The sequence below is a fragment of the Armatimonadia bacterium genome, assembly GCA_039679385.1.
Taxonomy (GTDB): domain Bacteria; phylum Armatimonadota; class Zipacnadia; order Zipacnadales; family JABUFB01; genus JAJFTQ01.
Genome location: JBDKVB010000100.1, coordinates 25,623 through 49,087 on the forward strand (window position 1 = coordinate 25,623; position 23,465 = coordinate 49,087).

17 protein-coding genes are annotated in these 23,465 nt (G+C 64.4%); 5 read left to right on the plus strand and 12 right to left on the minus strand.

The window, feature by feature from the left end; genetic code table 11:
• Nucleotides 1–53: 53 nt before the first annotated feature.
• The 3 genes from ABFE16_11895 to ABFE16_11905 form a co-directional block, all read right to left on the minus strand.
• Nucleotides 54–584 carry a zinc-ribbon domain-containing protein gene (locus tag ABFE16_11895; protein MEN6345991.1) on the minus strand — a complete coding sequence of 177 codons (531 nt, stop codon included), beginning with the start codon at nt 582–584 and terminating at the stop codon, nt 54–56.
• A 245-nt stretch (nt 585–829) separates the two neighbouring features.
• Complete coding sequence (locus tag ABFE16_11900; protein MEN6345992.1) at nt 830–1,363, minus strand: hypothetical protein; 534 nt, start codon at nt 1,361–1,363, stop codon at nt 830–832.
• A gap of 211 nt (nt 1,364–1,574) precedes the next feature.
• The gene (locus tag ABFE16_11905) at nt 1,575–2,072 is read right to left on the minus strand and encodes a hypothetical protein (protein MEN6345993.1); all 498 of its coding nucleotides are present in this window, start codon (nt 2,070–2,072) and stop codon (nt 1,575–1,577) included.
• 270 nt (nt 2,073–2,342) lie between these two features.
• Between ABFE16_11905 and ABFE16_11910 the strand changes: the two genes are divergently transcribed.
• Nucleotides 2,343–4,304: a DUF6785 family protein gene (locus ABFE16_11910; GenBank protein MEN6345994.1), complete on the plus strand. Its 1,962-nt coding sequence runs from the start codon at nt 2,343–2,345 to the stop codon at nt 4,302–4,304.
• A 102-nt stretch (nt 4,305–4,406) separates the two neighbouring features.
• Here ABFE16_11910 and ABFE16_11915 read toward each other — a convergent pair whose 3' ends face one another.
• Together ABFE16_11915 and ABFE16_11920 are read right to left on the minus strand one after the other, a co-directional pair.
• Nucleotides 4,407–5,531, minus strand: coding sequence for a PfkB family carbohydrate kinase (locus tag ABFE16_11915; GenBank protein MEN6345995.1), 1,125 nt, complete (start codon nt 5,529–5,531; stop codon nt 4,407–4,409).
• A 126-nt stretch (nt 5,532–5,657) separates the two neighbouring features.
• Complete coding sequence (locus ABFE16_11920) at nt 5,658–6,374, minus strand: hypothetical protein (protein ID MEN6345996.1); 717 nt, start codon at nt 6,372–6,374, stop codon at nt 5,658–5,660.
• 262 nt (nt 6,375–6,636) lie between these two features.
• Between ABFE16_11920 and ABFE16_11925 the strand changes: the two genes are divergently transcribed.
• Entirely contained in the window at nt 6,637–9,204 is a 2,568-nt protein-coding gene (locus ABFE16_11925; protein MEN6345997.1) for a DEAD/DEAH box helicase, read from the plus strand.
• 69 nt (nt 9,205–9,273) lie between these two features.
• On the opposite strand, the gene trpE is transcribed toward ABFE16_11925, so the two are convergent.
• From trpE to ABFE16_11945, 4 genes are all read right to left on the minus strand, one after another.
• Entirely contained in the window at nt 9,274–10,782 is a 1,509-nt protein-coding gene (gene trpE / locus ABFE16_11930; protein ID MEN6345998.1) for an anthranilate synthase component I, read from the minus strand.
• Between the two features lie 177 nt (nt 10,783–10,959).
• Nucleotides 10,960–11,628 (minus strand): hypothetical protein, encoded by a 669-nt coding sequence (locus tag ABFE16_11935; protein MEN6345999.1) that lies wholly within the window; start codon nt 11,626–11,628, stop codon nt 10,960–10,962.
• Nucleotides 11,629–12,203: 575 nt separating this feature from the next.
• Entirely contained in the window at nt 12,204–13,166 is a 963-nt protein-coding gene (gene trpS / locus ABFE16_11940; protein ID MEN6346000.1) for a tryptophan--tRNA ligase, read from the minus strand.
• A gap of 358 nt (nt 13,167–13,524) precedes the next feature.
• Complete coding sequence (locus ABFE16_11945) at nt 13,525–14,934, minus strand: hypothetical protein (GenBank protein MEN6346001.1); 1,410 nt, start codon at nt 14,932–14,934, stop codon at nt 13,525–13,527.
• Nucleotides 14,935–15,098: 164 nt separating this feature from the next.
• Between ABFE16_11945 and ABFE16_11950 the strand changes: the two genes are divergently transcribed.
• Nucleotides 15,099–15,878, plus strand: a complete 780-nt coding sequence (locus ABFE16_11950) for a M55 family metallopeptidase (GenBank protein ID MEN6346002.1) — start codon at nt 15,099–15,101, stop codon at nt 15,876–15,878.
• Between the two features lie 146 nt (nt 15,879–16,024).
• Here ABFE16_11950 and ABFE16_11955 read toward each other — a convergent pair whose 3' ends face one another.
• The 3 genes from ABFE16_11955 to ABFE16_11965 all read right to left on the minus strand — a co-directional run bounded on the left by ABFE16_11955 (nt 16,025) and on the right by ABFE16_11965 (nt 18,320).
• The gene (locus tag ABFE16_11955) at nt 16,025–16,255 is read right to left on the minus strand and encodes a hypothetical protein (protein MEN6346003.1); all 231 of its coding nucleotides are present in this window, start codon (nt 16,253–16,255) and stop codon (nt 16,025–16,027) included.
• A 155-nt stretch (nt 16,256–16,410) separates the two neighbouring features.
• A complete protein-coding gene (locus ABFE16_11960) occupies nt 16,411–17,373 on the minus strand; it encodes a Gfo/Idh/MocA family oxidoreductase (protein MEN6346004.1) in 963 nt (320 codons plus the stop codon).
• 140 nt (nt 17,374–17,513) lie between these two features.
• The gene (locus ABFE16_11965) at nt 17,514–18,320 is read right to left on the minus strand and encodes a M55 family metallopeptidase (protein MEN6346005.1); all 807 of its coding nucleotides are present in this window, start codon (nt 18,318–18,320) and stop codon (nt 17,514–17,516) included.
• 430 nt (nt 18,321–18,750) lie between these two features.
• Between ABFE16_11965 and ABFE16_11970 the strand changes: the two genes are divergently transcribed.
• Complete coding sequence (locus ABFE16_11970) at nt 18,751–18,891, plus strand: hypothetical protein (protein ID MEN6346006.1); 141 nt, start codon at nt 18,751–18,753, stop codon at nt 18,889–18,891.
• 77 nt (nt 18,892–18,968) lie between these two features.
• Nucleotides 18,969–23,456 carry a sugar-binding domain-containing protein gene (locus tag ABFE16_11975; protein MEN6346007.1) on the plus strand — a complete coding sequence of 1,496 codons (4,488 nt, stop codon included), beginning with the start codon at nt 18,969–18,971 and terminating at the stop codon, nt 23,454–23,456.
• Nucleotides 23,457–23,465 lie beyond the last annotated feature (9 nt).

Genomic DNA, 23,465 nt, shown 5'->3' on the forward strand with positions numbered 1-23,465 from the left:
TATCCACGGCCCTGTCTGGTACAAGCACCGGCTATCGGGTGCGCAGTGGCCGACTAGCTCTCAGCCAGCTTCTCACCGCACTCCGGGCAGAAACGCGCCTTGGCGGCCACCTGTGCGCCGCACTCGGGGCACAGGACCTTCTCGGGCTCCGCAGGTGGTGCAGCGACGGGCGGCTGATGGACCGGGATTGCCGTCGGAGTGGTCGGTGGCGCGCCCTCGGGTGCGGGAGCCTGGGACGGAGACGCCGTCACAACCTGCGGCGGCGTGACCGTAGCAGCGCTCTCCGGAGCCGGAGCGGCTGTCTCCACCGGCTTGCCCTGTTGCACGTCCTGTACCTGCTGGCGTAGCCCCTCCATCTCCTTCTCCAGCTCGTCAACCCGCTCCATGATGACCAGGAGTTGGCTGTCGGCAACCTGTCGCGCCCGGTGCATCTCGCGGACACGCTTGCCTGCCTCAGCGTACTGTCTCTCGATGTCCTCCTGAACGTGCCCCAGTTTGCTCTGGAGCTGGAGGACCTGGCCCTGTCGTGAGGCGGAGTCAACAACCTGCTCTGCGGCGTGCTTGAAGCGATCGAAAAGAGTCATGCCGTCACCTCGGGAAAGCAGTATACCTCTGAAGTTCGCGCTGCACTAAGGGCGGACCTGCCGCCAGAACCGACGAGCCGCAGGCCTTGTGGACCTGCGGCTCGTCTTCACCGGTTGTTCCGGCGGCGGCATCCGCTCTGCTGGAGGGCAGCAGTCTTTCAGTTGTGTTGTGTCCTGGTCAGTCGGGCTTGAGCGCAGTCTTGCCGGTGCGCAAGGGGTGCATGGAGCACCGGCTGAGGGTTCGGTTAGCGTCGTCCGCGGTGAGAGCCCTGGATGTAGCCATCGTAATGGCCGTCATCGTAGCCGTCTCCGTATCCGACGCGGTAACCGTTCTTGGTACCGCGCTGGTAGCCGTAGTTCTCCCCGTCACGCCACCCCATCTTGTAGCCCTTGTTAACGCCGTTCTGAGTTCCGTCCTGGAAACCGTCCTGGTATCCTTCCTTGTACCAGTAGTTTGCTCCGGAGCCCCGGTAGGGCGCAGGCGGGTTGTAGTTCTGGTATGGAGCTGGGCGGCCAGGTGGTGGTCCATAGGCAGGTGGTGGTGGTCCATAGGCAGGTGGCGGCGGTCCATAGGCAGGTGGTGGCGGCCCATAGCGCGGACCGTTGTCCCGGATATCCCCCAAACGGTCGAGGACCTCGTAGGCGACATACCCGGCTGCGATGGCTCCCAGGATCTTGCCGGCGTCACCTGCATGGGCTCGAGGGGCTGCCATTGTGAGGGCAAGCACCGCGATCAGAGGTGCGACGACAACACTGCGTGGGATTGCGACTGTCATCATGTCCACTCCTTTCGTTGCTGAGCGGTGATCCTGATATCAAGAGCCGGGCGAACCCGACTGGTTGCCTGAGGCTACCCAACATTACTACGATATGTAGTAATTGCATCCCAAAGAGAGGGCCGCCGAGGCGGCCCAAACAGCGCTGCAGGTGCTTTGCGCCGTTGCTTCGATTGTCAAGGTTGGCCGGTGACGTGCACAGTGACAGCGGCTTCTACCAGGTCCACGGCCTCGTCCTTGGAGGGCCCATCTGGATCGTCCCCGTGGGCTCTGTCCGCTGGTTGTACTTCATATACGGCCACCCAAGGTTGATGGGCGAGCGGAAGGTGTAGTGGTTCTGCTTCTCGTAGAAGTACTGGCCCGGCAACTGGCGCCCAAGGGGCCGATAGACGAGGTCAAGGTCCAGGTGCGTCCCGCGTCCCGTGCAGACCTTCCCTAGCCGCGGAACGAAGGCGCCCTGTGGATGGAACTCCCCGCAGACGTTGCAGGGCAACGGATAGGAATACTGCTCTTCGTGGAGGGGGTACGCAGTTGGGCGCGAAGGCCGGTAGTAGTATCCCGGGTTCGGGCCACCGTAGCGGATCGTTACGGAGCCATCGAAGTAACCGCGGTACCACAGGGTTGTGTCCTGAGCGAAGACCGGGCCCAAGGAGACGAGGGCTGTGAGGGCCGTCAGGACAACGCCTTTCGCGGAGCGCGTCAGCTTCACCACGGTGCACCTCCTTCCCTGCCGAACAGTCGGATTATAGCGGGGTCGACTACTATTGTCAATAGTACTACCCAGATAGACGGCCCTTCACTCCAAAGGTTCTGGGAATCTGAAACGGGATTCAGGGACGGAGTTCGGTTGTTGGTTTGGGGAGCCATGCACCCCGGGCAGGAGCACATGCCCCAGAGAAGACCCGTGAGCGGTTGACAAGGTCCCGTGTTTTCGGCAAAATAGTGTGTTCGTCCCCACTACCCCGGAAAGCCGCGCGGCCCAATGCAGCAGATTGCAGTAGACAAACACGAGTATCAGGACTACCGTCGTCGCGGCGTAACGCTGCGGATTCTCCTTATCTCTCTGGTCGTGGCGCCGGTCAACGCCTACTTCATGGCCGACCTGCACCGACGGGGGATCGAGGACCCGACGGTCGTCTCTCTGTTCTGGAACTGCCTGTTCCTCCTGGTGATGTTCCGTCTCATCAACGGCGTGCTGCACAAGTGGGCCCCACGCTACGCCTTCTCCCCGGCCGAGCTCCTTTGCTTCTTCATCCTGATCTCGGTCTCGACCTGTGCCAGCGGCCTTGACACGCTGAAGACCAGCTGGGGCACCATGCAGGGCTACGCCTACTTCGCCACTCCCGAGAACAAGTGGGAGGACCTGTTCGGCAAGTACATGCCGCTGAGCATGACCGTGAACGACATGCCCGCCCTGGAGCGGCTGTGGCGCGGCGACAGCTCCATCTTTGACGCGCGTAACTACCGCGTCTGGGGACCCGTGATCCTGCGCTGGTGGCTGCTGTTCACCTTCATGTGGGGCGCGCCGGCCGGGCTGGCTGTGTTGTTCCGCAAGCGATGGGTCGAACGGGAGCGCATGAGCTTCCCGATCGTGCAGCTTCCCTTCGAGCTTAGCCGCACATCCCCTTCGGGGCTGCGGACCCCGGTGTTCTGGATTGCTTTCGGCGCCGCAGCTCTCATCAACATCATCAACGGGCTCAACGTCTTCTTCCCGTCGATCCCGGTGATTCCGGTGAAGATCGGGCAGAGCGAGATGCTCAACCTGTCCAAGTTCTTCGTCGGTCGCCCGTGGGATGCCGTCGGACGTTTCCACGCTTGCTTCTATCCCTTCATCACCGGGCTGGGGCTGCTGCTGCCCCAGGAGCTGAGCCTGTCGCTGTGGCTCTTCTACCTCCTCTGGAAGGGCGAAGCGATCTTCGCGGCCTGGACGGGCGTCAGCGGAGTTCGCGAGTATCCGTTCATGAAGGAGCAATCCTTCGGCGGCTACCTGGCCTTGATCGGGTTTGCGCTCTGGGCGGCTCGCGGGCACTTCAAGGAGGTTTGGCAGTGCATCACCTCACGGACGCCTTCCTCCTATGACGAGAAGGAGCCCCTGCGCTACCGGGCGGCCTTCCTGATCTTCCTGGCCGGGCTTGTGTACTGCATCGCGGCCGGGATCTCGATCAAGATGGCCTGGTGGGTGTCAGCCGCGTTCTTCGTGCAGTACTACCTGATGACCATGATGGTGGGACGCGTCCGGGCGGAGATGGGCCTTCCGACCCACGAGATCGAACGTCTCGGGCCGACGGTGATGCAGGGCAACATCCTGGGTGTGAAGATCCTCGGGATGCAGAACATCACCTCGCTGTCGGTGTTCTTCGGCTTCACCCGGGGCATGCGCAACATCCCTTACCCGCACATGTTCGAGGGGCTGTATCTGACCGAGCGGCTTGGCGCCGATAGCAAGAAGCTGCTGCTGGCGTGCATGGCCTTCGTTCCGATCGGCACCTTCTTTGCCTACTTCTGGAACCTGCACCTGGGGTACCAGTGCGGTCTCGGTGCCGACTGGGCCAAGTGGATGCCGTGGTCCTCGCAGGAGGCCTGGAACCAGCTCTCGGGATGGGCACGCCAGCCGGAGGGCTTCAATTGGTGGCGCACCGGTGCGACGCTGGTTGGTTTCGTGTTCTACTTTGGGCTGATGGTAGTCCGGACCACCTGGGTATGGTGGCCGATCCATCCGGCCGGGTACGCAATCTCAACCACCTGGTACATGGCGCACATGTGGATGCCGATGCTGTTGGCCTGGACCGTCAAGTCCCTCGTCAGCCGCTACGGTGGGATCAAGGGCGTGCGGTCCCTGGCTCCGGCGGCCTTCGGTCTGATCCTCGGCGACGTCATGACGGGAGCGCTGTGGACGATCTACTCGATGTTCACCCGCGTGAACACCTATGCCTTCTGGCCCTAGGCCAGAGCGGCGTTGCCAGCCAAACTGCAAGCAAAAGCCCGGCGGAGACTTCCGCCGGGCTTTCCGTGACTCGAGATATGCGATCCGCGAAGGCTCCCGCCCTCATGTGCGGATACGTGGCAGGTTGCGCTCAACGGCCTCCGCCGTCAGTCCACGGATACTGTGCTCGCTTTCCACTACAGTCAGGGCGCAGGCCTGGCTCAGTCTCACCGCAGTGACCAGGCCCTCGGGTGTCGTGCCGTAGAGCATCAGACCCAGAAGCAGACCTCCGTGAGCGGCATCGCCGGCGCAGATGGTGTGGACGACCTCGGCATCGGGAGCCGTCAGCACGTCGGGCCGGCGCTGCAGCGAGACCTCCGAAGTCTCTCCCCGCAGAATCCAGCATCCCTGACGGTCATGGACCACAGCGACACCTGTGAAGCGCTGCCGCCAGTCCTGCGGGATGGCGCGGTACTCGTCGGCGTTCACGCAGACCACATCGGGTCTTGCCTCGGGACCTGCTTCGAGGCACGCCTGAAGGGGAGCGCCGCCGACGTCCAGCGAAACCAGGAGCTGCGGGTTTACGGCCCGAGCTGCCGAGATGATTGAGGCGTAGAGCGACGGATCGGGCTGAGACTGCACGAGCGGGAGACTGCCCGCAAGTCCGAGGACCTTGCCCAGGGACGCCGTAGCCAGGTAGTGCAGGACCGCCTCGACGCAGGAGGGCTCCCAGTACAGATACGGGCTGAAGTTGATCATCTCGCCGCCCTGAGAGCCGCGGAGGTTGGCGCAGCGACGGTCAACCTGGGTCTCACCTGTCGGCGGCAGTCCGGCAAAGTGCAGGTCGACGGCGTGCAGGTCACGGGCCTGCAGGCAAGCCATGTAAGCGCCGCCGGGCGTGAACTGTGACAGTACCGGGCCTGGGACCTCGGGGCGACGGTAGCCGTCCGACTGCTGCGGCAGGAAGGTGACCAGATCGGCTGCAAGGGCCTTCTGAGCCTGACGTGACAGCGGCGTCGTTGCCTGAGGTCGAAGGAAGGCGTCGAAGACGCGCGCGATGTTGGTCGCCTTGCCGCTGGCGTAGGCTGCCGTGACCCGGGGTCGCAGCTTGGCCCCGCTCGCGACATCCGGAAAGACGACAGCTCCGTCTTTGTGCCACAGGTAGCCCTTCTGCGGGTCCTGGTCCATCTCCCACAACTCATCGGCGGCGGGTGCGAGCTCAAGCACGGTCAAACGCTGTAGGTCCATCGGGCAAGCACACCTCGGAGGAGCGAACGCGGGGGTTCGGAGTCAGCAGATGACCCCTGCCAGGATGCCGCGCAGGGGTCACGGTGCGAGTCCCAATCAGGACGTCCGCTTGTCTATCAGTTCGAGCTAGAACATCTTGAAGATGCGCCACTGGAGCTTGTAAGGCATGCTGGGCACCGCTGGATAGCCCGACCAGGTCGGCCCCAGGAGAGCGCCATTCACCACGAAGGGATCGGCGAAGCCCTCGCCGCCGTTCTGGGTGCTTTCCTTCGTCCACTGGTTGAGGGCGCTCCAGTTGTAGGTGACGGTATTGTTCCCGGTCGGCCCGTAGTAGATGGTCGTCTGGTCATTGCGGACATAGGCCGGCAGGGCCGTACCGTTCGGGGCGATCAGGGGACTGCTCTCCCCGGAGATGGCGACCGTATTCCACTGGTACATGGCCCCAGTCATGGGCGGAGTGCTCTTGGTGACTGTCCCGGTGCCCAGTGAGTGCTCGACGTTGTCCGGGGTGATGACGCTGACTTCCCAGCTCACGCTCTGAAGGCCGCCGGCAAGGGTGATCTTGGCGGTGCCGTCTTTGTAGGTCTCGTTGGAGCCCCTGACGGGTGTTCCTGTCCCACTGGAGTTCGGCGCCGACCACTTCCAGCCGTCAAACTTATAGTGGGGATCGGAAACGCGCACGCGGGACAGGGAGATGGAGCCAATCAGGAAGTTGGGCTGATTCGAGGGGGCAAAGGTGCCCACAGAGATGGTCTGGACGGCGGAGTAGTTTGTGCCCGTCCCCAGGGACACCATCACCGCCAAAATCTGCGTCACCAGAACTGACATGGTCTGGATCATCATCGTGAGCACCTCGGGCAGCAATGCTGTGGACAACGTAATGCACAGCCGACACACCCACTGCACGTGGGCTGCAGAGACATTATACCTGAATCGGGGGTTGCGAAACCACTCCTGCCGTAACGAGATAGCTGGATTGCTGTCACAGGGGCTCCTGAACGGCTTCGCTGCCTCGCGGGGTGACGTGTTCTGACGGAAGTGCTTGACAGAGGTCTCGAAGTGATTAGAATATCTGTTCGACAAACAACTAAACGGGGGGATCCGAATGAGAATGGCTTCTTTGGAGGCCTACGGGGCACATCCGGATCTCCTGGCGGTTTGGACGCAGCACTACAACGAAGACCTCTTACCGATCCAGGAGAAGGCAGTACTCGATGGGCAAGTACTCACGGGCAAAAGCGTGGTGGGCAGTGGTCCGACGGGCTGCGGCAAGACGCTCATCGCGGAGATGGCGGCGACTCATGCCGCCAGTCAGGGCAGGCGGGCGTTCTACCTGTGTCCGACGCGTGCACTGGCGGAGGCAGTGCACCGGCAGTTCAGTCGGCTCTACGCACCCCTGGGGATGCGGGTGCTGATCTCGACGCAGGAGCGGCGGCAGTCCGACCGGCAGATCCTGCGGGGCGAGTTCGACATCGCCGTCACGGTTCCGGAGAAGCTCTGGGCGATGCTGATGGCCTCTTCCTCGCTACTGCAGACGGTGGGGGCGCTGGTGGTTGATGAGCTGCAGATGCTTGGCGACGAGGATCGTGGACCGTGTCTGGAGCTGCTGCTGGCGCGCTTCGCAGCAGTCGGCCGTGCCCAGATCGTGGGGCTGTCGGCAGTGCTGGGCAATCCGAGGGAGCTGGCAGACTGGCTCGGGGCGCGTCTCGTTGAGGAGAACCGCCGTCCGGTGCCGATGCGCAAGGGGGTATGGCGCGATGGCGCCTTCAGCTACCTGGAGCATAACTCGCAGTCCCGCGGCGAAGAGCCGATTGAGGTGCAATTGCCGGAGGACGCCTCGGAGCTCGAGGCTACTGTCCGCCTTGCAGCCGAGCTAGCGCTCCGCGATGAGCCGACACTGGTGTTCCTGCGCGACAGGGCGAGCACCGTCCGAGCAGCCCGCATGGCTGCTGAGCAGATGGAGAGAGCAGAGGCGCCAGACCTCGATCGACCCACCGGGCAGTCGCTGGAGGCGGCCAGGGACCTTCCGCCGACCCAGGCAGCACGGGCCCTGACGGAGCTCATGGCCAGCGGCGTCGGCTTCCACAATGCGGACCTGCATCTGTCCGAGCGGCACCTGGTTGAGGCGGCCTTCGCCTCGGGCGACTTGCGCTGCCTGTTCGCGACCAGCACGCTGGCCGTCGGCTTGAACCTCCCCGCCCGGAACGTGATCGTTGAACCCCTGAAGTGGCGCAGCCTCCCCGGTGGTCAGCCCTCACTCGGGCCCCTGACACAGGCGGAGTTTGAGAACATGGCAGGACGCGCCGGGCGGCTGGGCTTCGGCGACGAGTATGGCCGTGCGCTCCTGGTGGGCGAAGCCGGGTTCACCGAAGACGGGCTGTTTCGCCGCTACGTTGAGGCGCCGCCGGAACCGGTCAGCGGTCAGTTCCAGCGCCTGCCGGCGGTGCAGCGCCTACTCCTGCGCACGGCGGCTGAGGGGCTCGACGGCGAGCCGCTCCACCTGCTCACTCCCACTCCTTCGGCGGCTGGTGACACGGCCGAGGAAGCCCAGGCCCTTGAGCGTGCTGAGAAGGCCGGGTTGATCCTGCGCTCGCCCTTCGGCGACCGCGTTGCGCTCACCGGCGCCGGTCAGTTGGCGGCCACCTGTGGTCTGTCGCTCGCGACCGTGGCCTCCATGACCGCCGCGCTGGAGAGCCTCCACGATGCTCCCAGCGACCTCGAGGCGGTGGTCATGGCTGCGCTGTCGGCGGAGGCCCGTGCGATACCTCTCCCCCGCGATCGCAGCGAGGGGCACTGGATGCGGCTGCTCGAGGCTCGGGGGCACTCGGACTGTGGCTGGTCCGAACGAACCCGCGCGCTGCTGTGGAGTGGGCCGTTGAGGGCGGCCGAACGCGAGACGGCGGCTCGCATCACACTTACCGCCCTGGATTGGTCGCGCGAGGAGACCACGGCCGATCTCGAGCTGCGCACCGGCCTGCACTCCGGGCGAGCGGCGATTGTCGGCGAGACTATCGGCTGGCTGGTGCAGTGCCTGGCGCGAATGGTTGAGGAACGGGGTGGCGACCCCGACGACGTGGACCGACTGCAGGAACTCGGCGAGTCGCTGACGGCAACACTGCCGCCGGTCTGTCTTCCGCTGCACAGGCTCCATATCCCGTCGCTGCAGCGGGACCACGTGCTGGGCCTTGCCGGGGCGGGGATTACCACCCGAGACGATCTTGCAGCCGCGACACCCGGTGCCCTGGAGGCGTTGCTTCCGCCGGCGACACTGGCTGAACTGGCCCAGATACTACCGCTGCGGGTCGAGGTCGCGGCGCCCAGTGCGGAGGAGGTCACGCAAGAGGCCGCGGTGGATGCGCCACTTCTGGTGATCGACGCGGGGCGACCGAACGAGGTGTCCTTCCGGGGGCAAGTCGTAGCCCTACGCCCGATGGAGTTCGAGCTGCTCTCCCTGCTTGCGCACCAACCGCAACGCTGCGTGCCCTTCGACAAGCTGTATAACGAGCTATGGGGCGCGAACAACCCGGTCGAGCCCGCGCAGATCTACTATCATCGGCACAATCTGGCGCGCAAGCTCATGAGCGCGATGCCTGAGGGGTCCGAGCCCATCGTGAAGACCATCAGCCGGCGGGGGCTGATGCTGGATCTCCCGGCCGAGGCAGTGGCCGCCTAACGGGGATCAGTGGACGCGACGCCGGCGGCTTGGGCCGTCGGAGCGCCGCGTCCACTTGCTCGCGAAGGTTCAGATCAGACCGGACTCGGCCATGCGCACCGCGTCCAGCAGCGCACCGGCCTTCATGAGGGTTTCCTGGTACTCAGTCTCCGGCACCGAATCGGCGACGATGCCGCCGCCCGCCTGCATGTAGCAGGTGTTGCCCTTCATTACGATGGTGCGGAGCATGATGCAGGTGTCCATGCTGCCCGAGAAGCCGAAGTAGCCGACGGCCCCTCCATAGGGGCCACGTCGGACGGGCTCCAGTTCTTCGATGATCTGCATCGCCCGGATCTTCGGGGCGCCGGAGAGGGTGCCCGCCGGGAAGGTCGCACGGAGCAGGTCGAACTGGTCATGGTCGTCGTCCAGCTCACCGAGGACGTTGCTGACGATGTGCATGACGTGGCTGTATCGCTCCACAACCATCAACTCGTCGACCTTCACCGTGCCGGGCTTGCACACTCGCCCGATGTCGTTGCGGTGCAGGTCGACCAGCATGATGTGCTCGGCGCGTTCTTTCTCGTCGGCCAGCAATTCCTTTTCGAGCGCTTTGTCTTCCTCGGCTGTCTTGCCGCGACGTCGAGTTCCGGCGATGGGTCGAGTGCTGACCTTGCCAGCGTCCTCGGTGACCAGGATCTCAGGAGACGAACCGATGATCTTGAGGTCGCCGAACTGCAGGTAGTACATGTAGGGAGAGGGGTTGATGGCCCGCAGGGCCCGGTACAGGTCGAAGGGGTCAACACTAACCTCGGCCTGCATCCGGTGACTGAGCACCACCTGGATGATGTCGCCCGCGGAGATGTACTCCTTGGCCTTGAGGACCGCAGCCCGGTGCTGGGCTCGCGTCATGGTCGAGGGCAGTGCTGAGGGATCCTCCGGAATGCGTGCCCTGGCCGGTGCGGTCGGCGTTCTCTCAGGGAGTGGATGCTGCAGCGCCGCCACGACCTTCTCGATGCGCTCGATGGCATCCCAGTAGGCCTGCTGCGGGTCGTCGCCGATGTGGGCATTCGCCAGGATGCGCACCCGGTGCAGAACATGATCGAAGATGACGAGGGTGTCGGCAAGCATGAACTGGCAGTCGGGCAGGTCCAGGTCGTCGGGGTTCTCTTCCGGCAGCTCCTCGAAGAACCGGACCATATCATAGCCGAGATAGCCGACCGCACCGCCGGGGAAACGCTCCCAACCTGGCAGAGGGACGAACTGGTACTCCTTGAGGAGTTGGGACAAGACATGCAGGGCGTCCTGGCCGGCCGGCAGTTCGGACCGGTGCTCCCCTTTGGCGTCGCGGAGGGTGACTTCCCGGCCCTTGCTGGAGAGGACGCGCGAGGGGTTCGTGGCCAGGTAGGAGTAGCGGGCAAGATTCTCGCCTCCAGCGACGCTCTCGAGCAGAAAGGCGTTCTCGTCGCCCATGGCTCTGAGCTTGAGGAAGGCGGAGACGGGGGTCTCGAGGTCCGCGATGATCTCGCGGTAGACGGGCACGAGGTTGCCCTGCTCGGCCCGAGCCGTAAACTCGTCAAGTGAGGGGGTGTAGGTGGGCATCGCACACCCTTCCTGCGGCGCACCAGGGGAGGCAGGGGCTATCCCCGGGCTAACCGACATCAGGCTTTCAGGCGTCAGCGGGGAGTACCAGCCTGAGGCCAGGGCTTTCGGCGAGCGGCAGGAGCGGTACAAGTGGGTATGGCTCTGACGCCTGTCCCCTGCCGTCTTGGGCCGGCCTCACTTTTTCTGCGGCATCCCCATGTATGCGTCTCGGACGTGTAGGAAGGCGACGGTTCGCGAGCTTCGTCCCGCAGCGATCCCGGAGGTTCCGGCGATGGTCCCAGTGATGGTCACCGGGTAGGTCGTGCAACTCATGAACTTCTGGTAGCCGGTAGGATTGCGCAGGTCCAGCACGACCTCGCCGATCTTCTGCCCGGTCGCGGTGGAGACCAGGGCCGGCCTCATCTTCCCCGCCTCTTCGCGGGTCATGACCACGTACTTGGTGGCCGGGTCGCCGGTCACCACCGCCTGGAACTGCGCACCATAGAAGGCAGCACCAGGCGATAAGGTGAGCACATTGAGTGGCACTATCGGTGTCGTCCGGACCACCACCGATGCGAGCAGGACGAGGCCCACGATCACTGCCCAGGCGATCTGCACGACCTCCTGGGTGGTCAACCACCAGCCCGCGATCACCAGGAGTCCGATGCAAAGGACGTCGACCAGGAGCTCGGATCCCATCTGGAAGCGGAGGTTCGTGCCCGTGGTCTGGAGACCGTAGTCGGAAGCCTTCTCGCCGATGTGGCTGGCGGCGGCGTACTTGGGGCTGAAGCTGATGATCGTGACCACGGCATAGATGACGGCAAAGACGATAAGCACCCAGCCGGAAAGCTTGGTGACATTCATGGCGTCCTCCGGGGGATGCGGGGTGTGCCCGCACTGGAACTGCTGCGTCCATTCTACCGCAGAGGTCAATTCCCCTGCATCCTAGCGTGGCGGGGTTGCGGATAGGACGGGAGGCCGGATCCCGCTACCGGGCCCAGCTCGCAGTGGCAGCTCCGGAGAACCGTGGGCGAGCCGGGCGCCAACAGCACGGCGCCATCGCAGCTCCGGGGTGCGGCCGGTGTGCTATGGAAGCCATGCGGGTCATCTCCTTTGCTGGGCCGGTAGGCAGGCGTCCCCACCCAACCAGCCAGGATCGAACAAAACTAAGGCCACGCGCGCGGCGGCTGCGTACGAGTCCGATGCCGGTCACCTGATCGCGGCGTTGGAGAGCAGGTGAGCACGCTGTCGCGTGCCTCTTTCGGGCGTCTGCAGTACGCCCAACCTGGCCGCCCCGAAAAGGTGGCAGGCTCTGCGTCGGAGCGCAGCCGGGGCAAGACGGGAAAGACGTCTCGAACCATCTTGTCCCGGCTGCGGGGGTGCGCGCCCTGTGGTGCAAACGGCGGCACACACCCCGGTTGCCAAGATGCCTGTTGCGTCTAGAACCCCGTGGCCTTCCGGCAGCGCTCGAGCACTTCGCAGGCGGTCTCCCTGGCCTTCGCGCCACCCTCACGAAGCACGTCCTCCACGTAGCCAGGATCGTTCACCAACTCCTGCTTGCGCTTGCGGGCGTCGGCGAAGTAGTCCAGAACCAGGGGCACCAGTTCCTTCTTGGCGGTCCCATAGCCCAGGCCGCCCTTGCGGTACCTCTCGGCCATGTCCGCTGTCTGCTCCGGTGTGGCGAAGAGCTTGTACAGGGCAAAAACGTTGCACTTGTCCGGATCCTTCGGGTCCTCCACCGGAGTGGAGTCGGTGACGATGCTCATGATCTTCTTCTTGATGCTGGACTCGGTGTCGAAGACCGCAATCTGGTTCCCGTAGCTCTTGGACATCTTGCGACCGTCGACGCCGGGGACCACGGCGACGTTGGGCATGATGTAGGGCTCCGGCACCTTCAGCGTCTCACCAAAGGTCTCGTTGAACTTGAGGGCGAGGTCACGGGAGACCTCCACGTGCTGCTTCTGGTCCTTGCCGACTGGGACCACGTCGGAGTCGTAGATCAGAATGTCGGCGGCCATGAGCACCGGGTAGGCGAAAAGCCCGTGGTCGGAGGGGATCCCCTGCGCCACCTTGTCCTTGTAGGCGTGGCAGCGCTCGAGCAGGCCCATGGGCGTCACGCAGGAGAGCATCCAGGTGAGCTCGCAGACCTGGGGCACATCCGACTGCCGGAAGAGGACGCTGCGCTTCGGGTCGATCCCGAAGGCCAGGAAGTTCATCGCGACATCCTGGGTCAGGCGGCGCAGCTCCTTCGCGTCGTGGATGGTGGTCAGCGCGTGGAAGTTGGCGATGAAGTAGTAGCCCTCATTGGCCTTGTTCTGCAGGTCGACATACTGCTTCATGGCGCCAAAGTAGTTGCCGACATGGAACTCGCCGGAGGGTTGGATACCAGATAGGGCTCGCATGGTGTACTCCTGTCACATCCTCTGCAGTCATTCGCCGGGCGATCTACGTCCGGGTACGGAAAAGACCGTGAGCGATACGCTGCCCACGGCCTGGTGACGACGATCCAGATACGGAAAAGGCCGTGGGCGTTTGCGAGTGCCCACGGCCTTGGTGTCTAGTATAGACAGGCAGGATGGCGGGTCGCTCGCGTTATCGCGTGCGACGCCAAGACCAGGTTCGATGGCTTCTCTTGGCACAGTCCATAGAATGGTCGCTCCTTACCTTGACATCAATGTACCGGAACCGCGACGAGAAGTCAAGGGCCCTGCGCCAGTGACTTCGCGGCATGCAGGGGCGCCTTTGATGCCCGTGCGCTCCTCAGAGGTTCTTCAGGCAGTCGCGCATGGCGTGCTTGTATCCCTCGACGCCTGCCTGCAGATAGGTGAGCTCGCCCGGGAAGTTGATCTGTCCGTCGGCCGCGAGATGGAGCTGCTGCAGCCGCCCCTTCACAGCCACCATGTCCATCAGAAGGCGCAGGAGCAGGAACAGGTGGTAGGTGTCGCGAGCCGGCACTGTCAGCACCATGGCCGGAACGCCGTTGCGAGCAAGGTCGCTTACCGTGCCCTGCAAAGAGGCCTCCTGCAGCGCTGCCATACTCCGGCCCATGAAGATATCCACGCCGCCGCCGAGGGAGGTGTCGGTGGGCACGTCCAGGTCCTCGCCCAGGTCTCCCCAGCGCAGGAACAGGATCGCTTTGTCGCGAGGGCCGCTGATGATCCCGTTGAGCAGGGAGTGGTTGCTCGTTGGCCCACGGGAGGCGATGACATTCAGGCCGCCGCCGCGTTCCTGGATGGACTCGGTGTAGAGCTGGACCAGCCAGTCACCCAGCATCCGACAACCGGAGTAGTCGTACAGCACCAGTGAGCCGACGCCCAGTTGCTCCTCAGCCAGGTGAAGCCAGCGTGCCAGGCGGAAGGCGAGATTCTGCGGGTCCTCGGGATCGAGGAGGCCCAACTCATGGGCCCGGGCGTAGCCGGCCATCGCCTGCTCGACCCGCTCCTGCGGGGTCTGGAGATTGCTGTCGGTCGCCACGGCCAGGGGCAGCAGGCCCACCGGCGAAGGCTCCGAGAACCTCCCGCCAACGCCCTCAGGAACCGGCAGGATTCCCAGGAACTCCTCGCGCTTGTCGGCGGCGAGGTCGAAAAGGATGCTGTCGCCGGGGCGCTCGCCGGTGGTGAACACGACCTGCTTCGTCCAGTTCTCGCCCAGTCGGTCCTTGATCGCGAGAAGGGTGCAGACCGTTTCGGGCGTCTTGCCGGACTTGCTGACGATGTTGAAGGCGGTTCGGCCCAGCGCGCCCTGGGCCTCCAACATTCCAAGAAGCTCCCGCAAGGGCCGCGGGTCGAAGGTGTCGCCGGTGAAGTAGAGGCGCGGTGCGCCGCGCCTCTCGGCCGAGAGCTCGTTGTACAGCGTGTGATCGAGGACCTCATGGCAGACGCGAGGGCCGAGGTCTGAGCCGCCGATGCCGACGTGCACGAAGACCTCGAAGCCCGCGCGGACCCTCTCTGCGACCTGCAAGGACCGCTCGGTCAGGTCATTGCGGGTATGGAGGGTCGTCCAGGCCCGGAGGTTCTGCTCCAGCACGGACAGGCCGGCTGCGTTCTCGCTGACAAACTGATCGCGGATTGTGGCAAGGGCGGTGCTGATCTCGCCGAGGCGGACCTGCGCAACCCGGGGCGACACCAGGCGACTGAAGCCCTGGTCATCAAGACTCAAGGGGACGGACATAGGCCAAGCACACTCCTGTCATGGCAAGGTGAATGCACCAATGATAGCGCAAAGCGAGGGTCGATGAGAAGTGGAGCGGGCCGCAACGCATCGGCTTGCAGGGCGAGGAGCCCTTCACGAGGAACCACCCGGTGCCTGGAGACTTCACAGCAGGGGGTCTTACTATGCGTATCTACATCCACACCGATCTTGAGGGCATCAGCGGAATCGACCGCGGCGAGATGGTGCCGCGTGACAGCGAGGATTACCGGCGAAGCTGCGAGTTGCTCATGGGGGATCTGAACGCGGCGGTTGACGGCGCCTTCGCGGGAGGAGCTACGGAGGTCATCGTTCTCGACAGCCACGGCGGCGGGAACAACTTCATCGTCGAGATGCTCGACCCGCGGGCCCAGCATGACCTTAAGCCGAACAAGAAGTGGTGGGGCATTCTCGATGAGCGCTGCGATGCGACCTACTTCATCGGAGCCCACGCGATGGCCGGGACGATGAACGCGTTCCTCGACCACACGCAGTCTTCGCTGGCCTGGTACAACTACTCGATCAACGGGCGCAAGATGGGCGAGCTGGCACAGTGGGCGCTGGTTGCCGGGCACTTCGGCGTGCCGCTGGTGATGATGAGCGGGGACGAGGCCGCCTGCAAGGAGGCGCACGACTTCTTCCGGCCCTGCAAGACGGCGGCAGTGAAGCGTGGAGTGGGCCGCCAGCGGGCCGAGGCCTTGCCGGTGGAGGAAGCTCACGCACGGATCCGGCAGGCCGCTCACGATGCCATCGCGATCGTGCACGAGGCCAAGCCTTTCCAGCCGCAGAAGCCCTATGAGATCAGAGTCGAGTTCACGCGGGCAGACTACGCCGACAGCGCCGAGGCCACAGGACGCGTGGACCGCATCGACGCTCGCACGGTGCGTAAGTACACGGACTGCGCGCTGGAGCTGTTTCCCAGGTAAGGCGAGCTCCGCAAGCGAAACTGCGCAGGCATGACAAGGGGGACAGACGTGTAGCCTGTCCCCCAAACCGTGTCTGGTACCCTTGCGCTATGCCCTCTGCCCTGCTGCGGACGAGCCCCGAAAGACGAGGGCGCGACCGCAAGGGGTCAGAGGACCTGGTTGATGGCCGGCTCCAGTGTCTGCTGCCCTTCTGCTTCCCCGGTGGCATTCATGGTAGCTTCCGGTGCAGCGCTGCCACTGCCGACCTCGATCTGGGCGTTGTCCTGTGGACCGGGCATATGCTTGGCCCAGGTGAGCTGGTAGATGACGAACAGGACTACCAGCAGGACAATGATGGCGGTGACGATGGCCAGCGGGCTGGCTTGCTGACTAGCCATGCTAGCTGATCCTCCCTGGTTGGACCCTCGCCTTACCGCTGCACGAGGGCAGCCTGAGGGGCTCGGAGTTAACTGTCTCAGAACTCATTCCCCTCCCGCGCCCCCAATTCCTTCTTCCCCGAGGGACGCGGACCTGTCTTCTGGGGTTGGCACCTCTAGAGACGCTCGTGGTAGATCCTGTCCACCAACTCCATGGTCTTCACTGCATCGCTCAAGCAGGTCTCGGGCTGCTGGCCGGTCTTCACTGCGTCGATGAAGGCGCGGTTCTCGCCCTCGAAGCCGTAGAAGACACGGAACTCATCGCTGCCGGCGGCCTTCTGCGTGGTGATGCGCTTCGGCTTCTCGGCGCCCTCCACGTAGATGTGGGCATCGGCGTTCGGGTTGACATAGGCCGAGATACCCTCGGCGTGCATCTCAAACTGGTGGATGCGGCCGCCGACACGCCAGTTGGCCATGAGGATTCCGGCGGCACCGTTCTCGAACTCCATCAGGGCGTTGAAGCGGGTGTCGAAGGACATGCCCTGGGAGCTGACCTCTCCGACGACCTTCCTCACGTCGCCGCCCAGGAAGCGGATGGTGTCGACCGCATGCACGGCGTCACAGGAGAGGATGTCGATCGCGCCGTTGTAGTAGGGACCGCCGGTGTGCCACTTGAAGAAGCATGAGAGAACCTGGAGCATGGGGCCGCCACGGTCGAGGACCATGTCGCGGACCTGGCGCAGCAAGGGGATGTAGCGTCGGTTGAAGCCCACGAGGGTGATACACCCGTTGCGCTCAGCGCAGCGTGCCATCTGCCGCGTCTGCTCCGCCGTGACACCGGGGGGCTTCTCCATGAACAGGTTGATCTTGTTGGTGAGCGCGTGGATGGCGATGTCGAAGAGATGATGAGGCGGCATGAGGACGTACAAGGCGTCCGGCGCGGTATCCTCGATCATCTTCTTGTAGTCCGAGAAGGTCTTCTTGATGCCGTACTTCTCGGCCGTGGCCTTCAGCTTGTCGGGCATGAGATCGCACAGGCCGACAAGCTCGACATCGTCAAAGGTCGCCAGGGACGGGTAGTGGACGCTGTTGGCCATCCCGCCGGCGCCGATCAGGGCAACTTTCACTTTGCTGGCCATAACTGAACTCCTCCTGGCTTGCTGGGCACAGCCACTGGGTGCATGAGCCCTCGGCAATTCGGCACTCGCAGCGGCTGCACCTTCTCCGTCACCTCGTCTTCGAGAGACGCAGGGACGCTGCCGACCCGGGGCCCCACCATCTAGCGCGGGTAGCCATACTTGAGGTAGAACAACTCGATGATGTCGGGGGCCTTGATCTCCAGGGTGTGGGCATCGATGACCGTGCCGACGGCAGGCGGGTTCTCCGGGTCGAAGGAGGGTGCGTAGCGCTCGTCACGGAATACCAGCGGCCCGGGGATGCTGTAGGGCTCGACTTGGCCGATCGTGCCCATGGCCCTCTTCGCCTGGGCCTGGATCAGTCGGCAGGCAGCCGGTGGCGCCATCGAAGCGGCAGAGAGTCGTGAGAGGCCCTGCTTGACGGCGGCTGTCGTGATGCCCGGGATGAAGCCCTCGACCTCACGACAAGCGTAGGCGTCGCCGGACAGGAAGATCATGGGGACACCATAGTGACCGGCGATCATTGCCTGCATCCCGATCTCACCGTGCGAGATGCCGTTGAAGGTGTAGTTGCGGACCGTCAGGTTCATGGAGTGGCATAGGTTGGCCTGGGGAGTTGCGGCCTTGGCATGAGCACCCACGAGGGCTGTGGCATCGCAGGTGGCGTCCAGAAGAGGAAGCCAGAAAGGGCGCTCCTTGCCATGGACGACCGTCACGCGCTCGTCCAGCAACTCAACGTCGATGGTGTAGCCTGCGCCATGGCCGTCATTGACGATCACCTCCGTCGCGCCGCCCTCAAAGAACCCGGCAACCGCGGCATTGACTTCACGCGTCAGCAAGCGACGAGCACGCATTCGGTACTCGAAGTTCTCGGCGGAGACGTCGTCACGCTCCTCGAACTTCCAGACACCGGCGACCCCTTCCAGGTCAGTCATCAGGTAGACCCTCATCAGCTTCACTCCCGTTGTGCATGGCAGTTGCGGTGGTGCCCGCCCGGTTCACTCGAGGGGCTCACGGATCAGCCCCGGGCGAAGTCACTCACCCCGTCTGTAGTGCGGATTTCCCCTCGTGCTCGACCCGCACCTTGTGCGGGCATCGTGACCGTTCCGTGTTAGGTCAGATGCTCTACTCCAACTATGGATAGTGCGTGTCGTGGCGCAACGAGCAGTTAAGCGCACCTAAAGTTTACCTGTGGAAATGTGTAACAGGGTTCCAGACCGTTGACACAAGCCCCGGCTCCTCGTAACATTCAGTTGTCCCGCGAGAATCCTCCGATTCGAGCGGCGATGGGCCAGCGGGCGGCCACCCCCCGGGACGCGCGCTGGCTTTTTTTCTGCCTCGATTCTTCCCTTCCCCACAACGTGGCCAGGTCGAAGGAATATGCGCGTCACGGCGCGAAGTGCAGTCTGTGCCGGAATCCTCAGTGACCCCGACAGGTGTATGCCGGGCACGCTCTGCGCAGGCCTGTTCCGTGTCTCGACGACCGACCAGGCGCTGGTGATGCTGCAGCGGAAGTGGTAGGCACCGAGGCAACCACCGGCGCGCGACCGTTGACGACGGACGACAAAACGACCCTTCGCTGACAGGAGGAGTGTCCCGTGGGACGCTGCGCTCGTGCCGTGATGGTTCTGTCGGTCCTGGCGATGACGGTAGCTGTGGCGGCTCAACCTGCCTACGTGTGGCGCGAAGCCGAGACTGCCGACGAGGCGAACTTCGACCTGAAGACTTCCGGAGGTCCGCCGGAGGTCGTGAGTGAGGGCAAGCTTCTCGTCGGCTCGCTCACCGATCAGGAAGTGGCAGAGGGCAAGATCGGCGCGGGGCGACAACTGGTCTATAACCTCAAAGTGGCCCAGGCCGGATCCTATCATCTGTGGATCCGCCTGGGCCTTGAGTTTGTGCGGGCACCGCTCAACTGGCGCATCGACCAGGGCGAGTGGAAGACGATCAGCCCGCAGGACCTCACGACGAATCTGACCGCTCTCGGCACGTGGTATGAGATCGGGTGGTATGACTGCGGAGCCCTGAACCTGACGGCCGGAACCCATGTGCTGGAGCTTCTCGCCGACAAGCCCAACGGGAAGCGGTTCATCCTCGCGCTCGATGTGATTGCGCTCGCGCAAGGCAACTGGCAGCCCGACGGTCCGCTGAAGCCCGATCAGGAGCCGGACAGCGACCTTGACCGGCAGGCAGCGCAGCAGGTCTTCGAGTTGCCTGCGGCCGAGGGCACGGGCCGTCAGACGTTGTCGCTGAAGGGCGTCTGGCAGATCGCGCGGTTCGATGACCCCGACATGGATCAGGGCACTTACGAGCCGGTGCGCGAAGTCCCTGCAGCTCCGCACTGGCGCGGCATCCAGGTGCCTTCCGATCTCAAGGCCAGTCCCCTGCACCACCTGGCGCATCGTGTCTGGTACCGCACCCGTGTAGAAGTCCCGGCCTCGCTGGCGGGTCGAAGCTTCTCCCTGCACTTCGGCGGCACCAACTGGATCGCCTCGGTGCTGGTGAACGGGCAGTTCGTGGGCTGGCACAAGAGCACACGAATCCCCTGGGCCTGCGATATCACCTCCGCCCTCAAGCCGGGCCAAACCAACGAGATCTGGATCGGCATCAAGGACGGCTGGTACGCGATCGACGCGCAGTACCACAAGGTCACCCTCGACGAGCGACGCAACCTGCCGATGGCCGACACGAGCTTCCTCAAGTGGACGCGCTTCGTCGCGCCGCTGTACCCCTCGACCAAGGGCGACACCGACGGAACCGTCTTCGGGATCACGGACCCGATCAGCCTGGTCTCGACAGGGCGGGTCTACGTCGAGAACGTCTTCGTCCAGACCGCCGTCGCGAGCAAGCAGATCACGGCCCAGGTGAGACTGCGCAATGCCACGGATCGCGCTGTGGAGGCTGCGGTTAAGGCGGAGGCAGTCTTTGATCGCTCCGGCCAGGTGGAGAGGACTCTTCCTGCCGGAACCGTCCAGGTACCTGCCGGCGGAACGGCAACGGTCACACTCTCCTCGCCCTGGCCGGAGGCGAAGCTATGGTGGCCCTGGCAGGACCCCGCGAGCATGTACCGACTGCACACCTCCGTCTCCGTCGCAGGGACGCCGACGGACACCCACGACCAGCGCTTCGGATTCCGCGAGGTCACCCTCGACGGAATCTACGTGCGGATCAACGGAGTGCGGTGCAACTTCTGGAACCTGCTCGGCGGGCTGGATGGGGACACGCCCGAACTCGCACTGGCGCACTTCCGCAAGGGCAACAACCGCTTCGAGAGGTTCAGCGCCGACCTGGGTCTCGGGAAGCTCCTCGGACCGCGCAGCGCTCAACTCGACTGGACTGACACGCACGGGATCCCCGGGCGGCTTTCCACGATGGTCGACGGGATGTTCATCAACTACGACCTGCGCAACCCGGTGACGTGGGAGAACTTCGCCGAGCACACCGCGCAGGTGGTGGAGGCCTACCGCAACCACCCCTCCATCGTCGTGTACAGTCTGGAGAACGAGCTGCTGCTGATCAACGGGCGCCTGGGCTACGCGGGGATCATGGACCAGGTAGAGGCCAACGCTCGCAAGTACCTCGTCGATGTGGCGCATGGTCTTGATCCGACGCGCCCTTGCATGCTGGACGGCGGCGGAGCGCTGGCCGACAACTCGCTGGAGATCAACTGCCTGCATTACGCTGAGGCCGAGCACCAGTATTACCCCGAGAACGCCTACACGCTCGAACGCTATGACACCGGAACGACCCGCAACGGCGCCTGGTGGTGGGATCGCAAACGACCTCTCGTCATGGGCGAGATGTCCTACTTCAGCGGCACCAATGCAAGCTGGGCGTGGGTCGGCGGCGATAGCGTGTTCATGGGTCGCGACGAGGCTCGCAAGGGGTTCGCCCGCTACCTGCGCTCTCTGATGGAGGGCTACCGCTGGAACGACGTTGCCATGTTCTTCCCCTGGGGCGGCATGGACGGCTTTGAGGACTGCTGGATCAGCATGGCCCCGGTGGCGGCCTTCGTGCGGGAGCAGAACGGCTCCTTCTCTGGAGGCACAGAGCTGACGCGGACGTTGAAGGTCTTCAACGACACCCTCTCACCCGCGCCCGTCAAGTTCACCTGGTCGCTGGAGATGAACGGGCGAAGAGTCCTCGGCGGGACGCAGGCCCTCACGATCGAGCCCGGCTTCGCGCAGCAGATCAGTCTGTCCGGCAACCTTCCCCAGGTGACGCAGCGCACGCCGGCCCAGCTTGTACTGGAGGCAAGTCAGGAGGGTGCACCGGCCTTCCGCGACGTGAAACAACTCGCGTTCTTCCCGCAGGGGCTCTCGCTGTCGCTCAAGCGACCGCTGTTTGTGCTGGAGGCTGAGCCGAAGCTGACCGACTGGCTGAAGGGGCAGGGCGTCGCGGCGACGCAGGTCACCAACCTCACTGCCGTGACCACACCGGACGGCCTTGTCGTTGTGGGTGCCGACTTCCTGCAGTCCGGGCAGTCGGTCGCAGACTTCGTGCGCTATGCCCAGGGCGGCGGACGCGTGATCTTCCTCGAGCAGGAGAACCCCATCGACGGCTCCGAGCTTCCGACGCCCCTCAAGGTGCTGCGGGAGCGACGGAACAACCGCGAGGTCCCCGGTTCGGGTGTGGGCGCTGGATATGCCTTCGCACAGGGCCTCGGTACTCCGATGCTCGCGGGTCTGGGCGCCCAGGACTTCAGCAATTGGGCGGGTGACCCGCCGACGGTCAAGAAGATGTGGGTGAAGCCGACCGGTGGCGGTCGCTCCTGGGTTGAGTGCGGTGACAACCTCGACTGCACGGCGCTGGTGGAGATGCCCTGCGGCAAGGGCCAACTTCTCGCCACTCAACTCCGCCTTGGAGCGAAGCTGGACGTGGAGCCTGCGGCGCGAGTTCTCCTCGCCAACATGCTGCGCTACGCGGACGGCTATGAGCCGCCCTCGCGGTCGGTGGTGGTCTGGGCACCCGATCGACCGGACATCGCCAGGATGGTTGCGGACCTGCACTGCCGCCAGAGTCAGGTGGCGAGGCTGCAGGAGGCCCTCGACCCGGTCGCTCACCCGGTGCTGGTCCTGAGCGCATCACGCAGGAACCTGGAGGCCCTGCTCGCTCTGCGTCCTCAACTGGACCGCTACACCGAGGGCGGAGGCTGGGTGATGCTGTGGGGCCTTGAGCCGGACGGACTCGAGGCGTACAACAGCCTCCTCGGGACCCGCCACCTGATGCGCCCCTTCCGGATGGAGCGGGTCACGGTGGTGCCGGACCAACTGATGGCAGGACTGGGCAACCGCGACGTCGTCCAGTACTCCGCCGACACCCTCGCGGCGTGGACCGGAGACAAGTGGATCTCGCGCGATGTCTTCACCTACTGTGTGGACGGCGCGGACCTGGCCCCCTTCTGTCGCGTGCCGGGGCAGAAGAACGAACCCTACAAGCCGACCTTCGATGACAAGGACCCCTTCAACTGGGTCAACGGGATGACCGGTGACGAGTCCTGGCGCTACATCGTCCAGATCTGGCATGGCGACTGGCCGGCGAGCCGCTCGCCACCCTTTGAGTTCACGCTGCCGCTTCCGAGCAAGATCGAGAGCGTGCGGGTCTGGAACAACGCCAACTACAACACAATCCGCGACCTCGAAGTGCAGCTCGACGGCAAGCGCGCTGCGACGATGGTGCTGCCGGATGCGACGGCCCTGTCCTCCGAGGTGCAATTGCAGGGAGCGACCGCTGAGCGCAGTGTCGGTCTGGTGGTGCGCAGCATCCGGACCCACCGGGAGATGCCGCTGGTCGGCATCGACAACGTGCAGATTCTGCGCGAGCTGCCCGACTGGTACCGGGACCGTGTGTTCCCGCTGGTCAATGTCGGCGGGCTCGTGCGCTATCCGCGGGGCAAGGGCGGCTTCGTGCTGAATCAGGTCAAGGTGCCTGCGACGATGGCACCGGCTGAGTCGGCACCACAGCAGCCGGATGCGCAGGGCATCACCCGTCTTGCCGAGGCCGAGACGCCGCAGAACCTTGCCAAGAAGCAGCGCATCGTCTCGATCCTGCTCCAGAACCTGGGAGTGGCCTTCGAGGCGACGCCCTGAGGAAGGCTC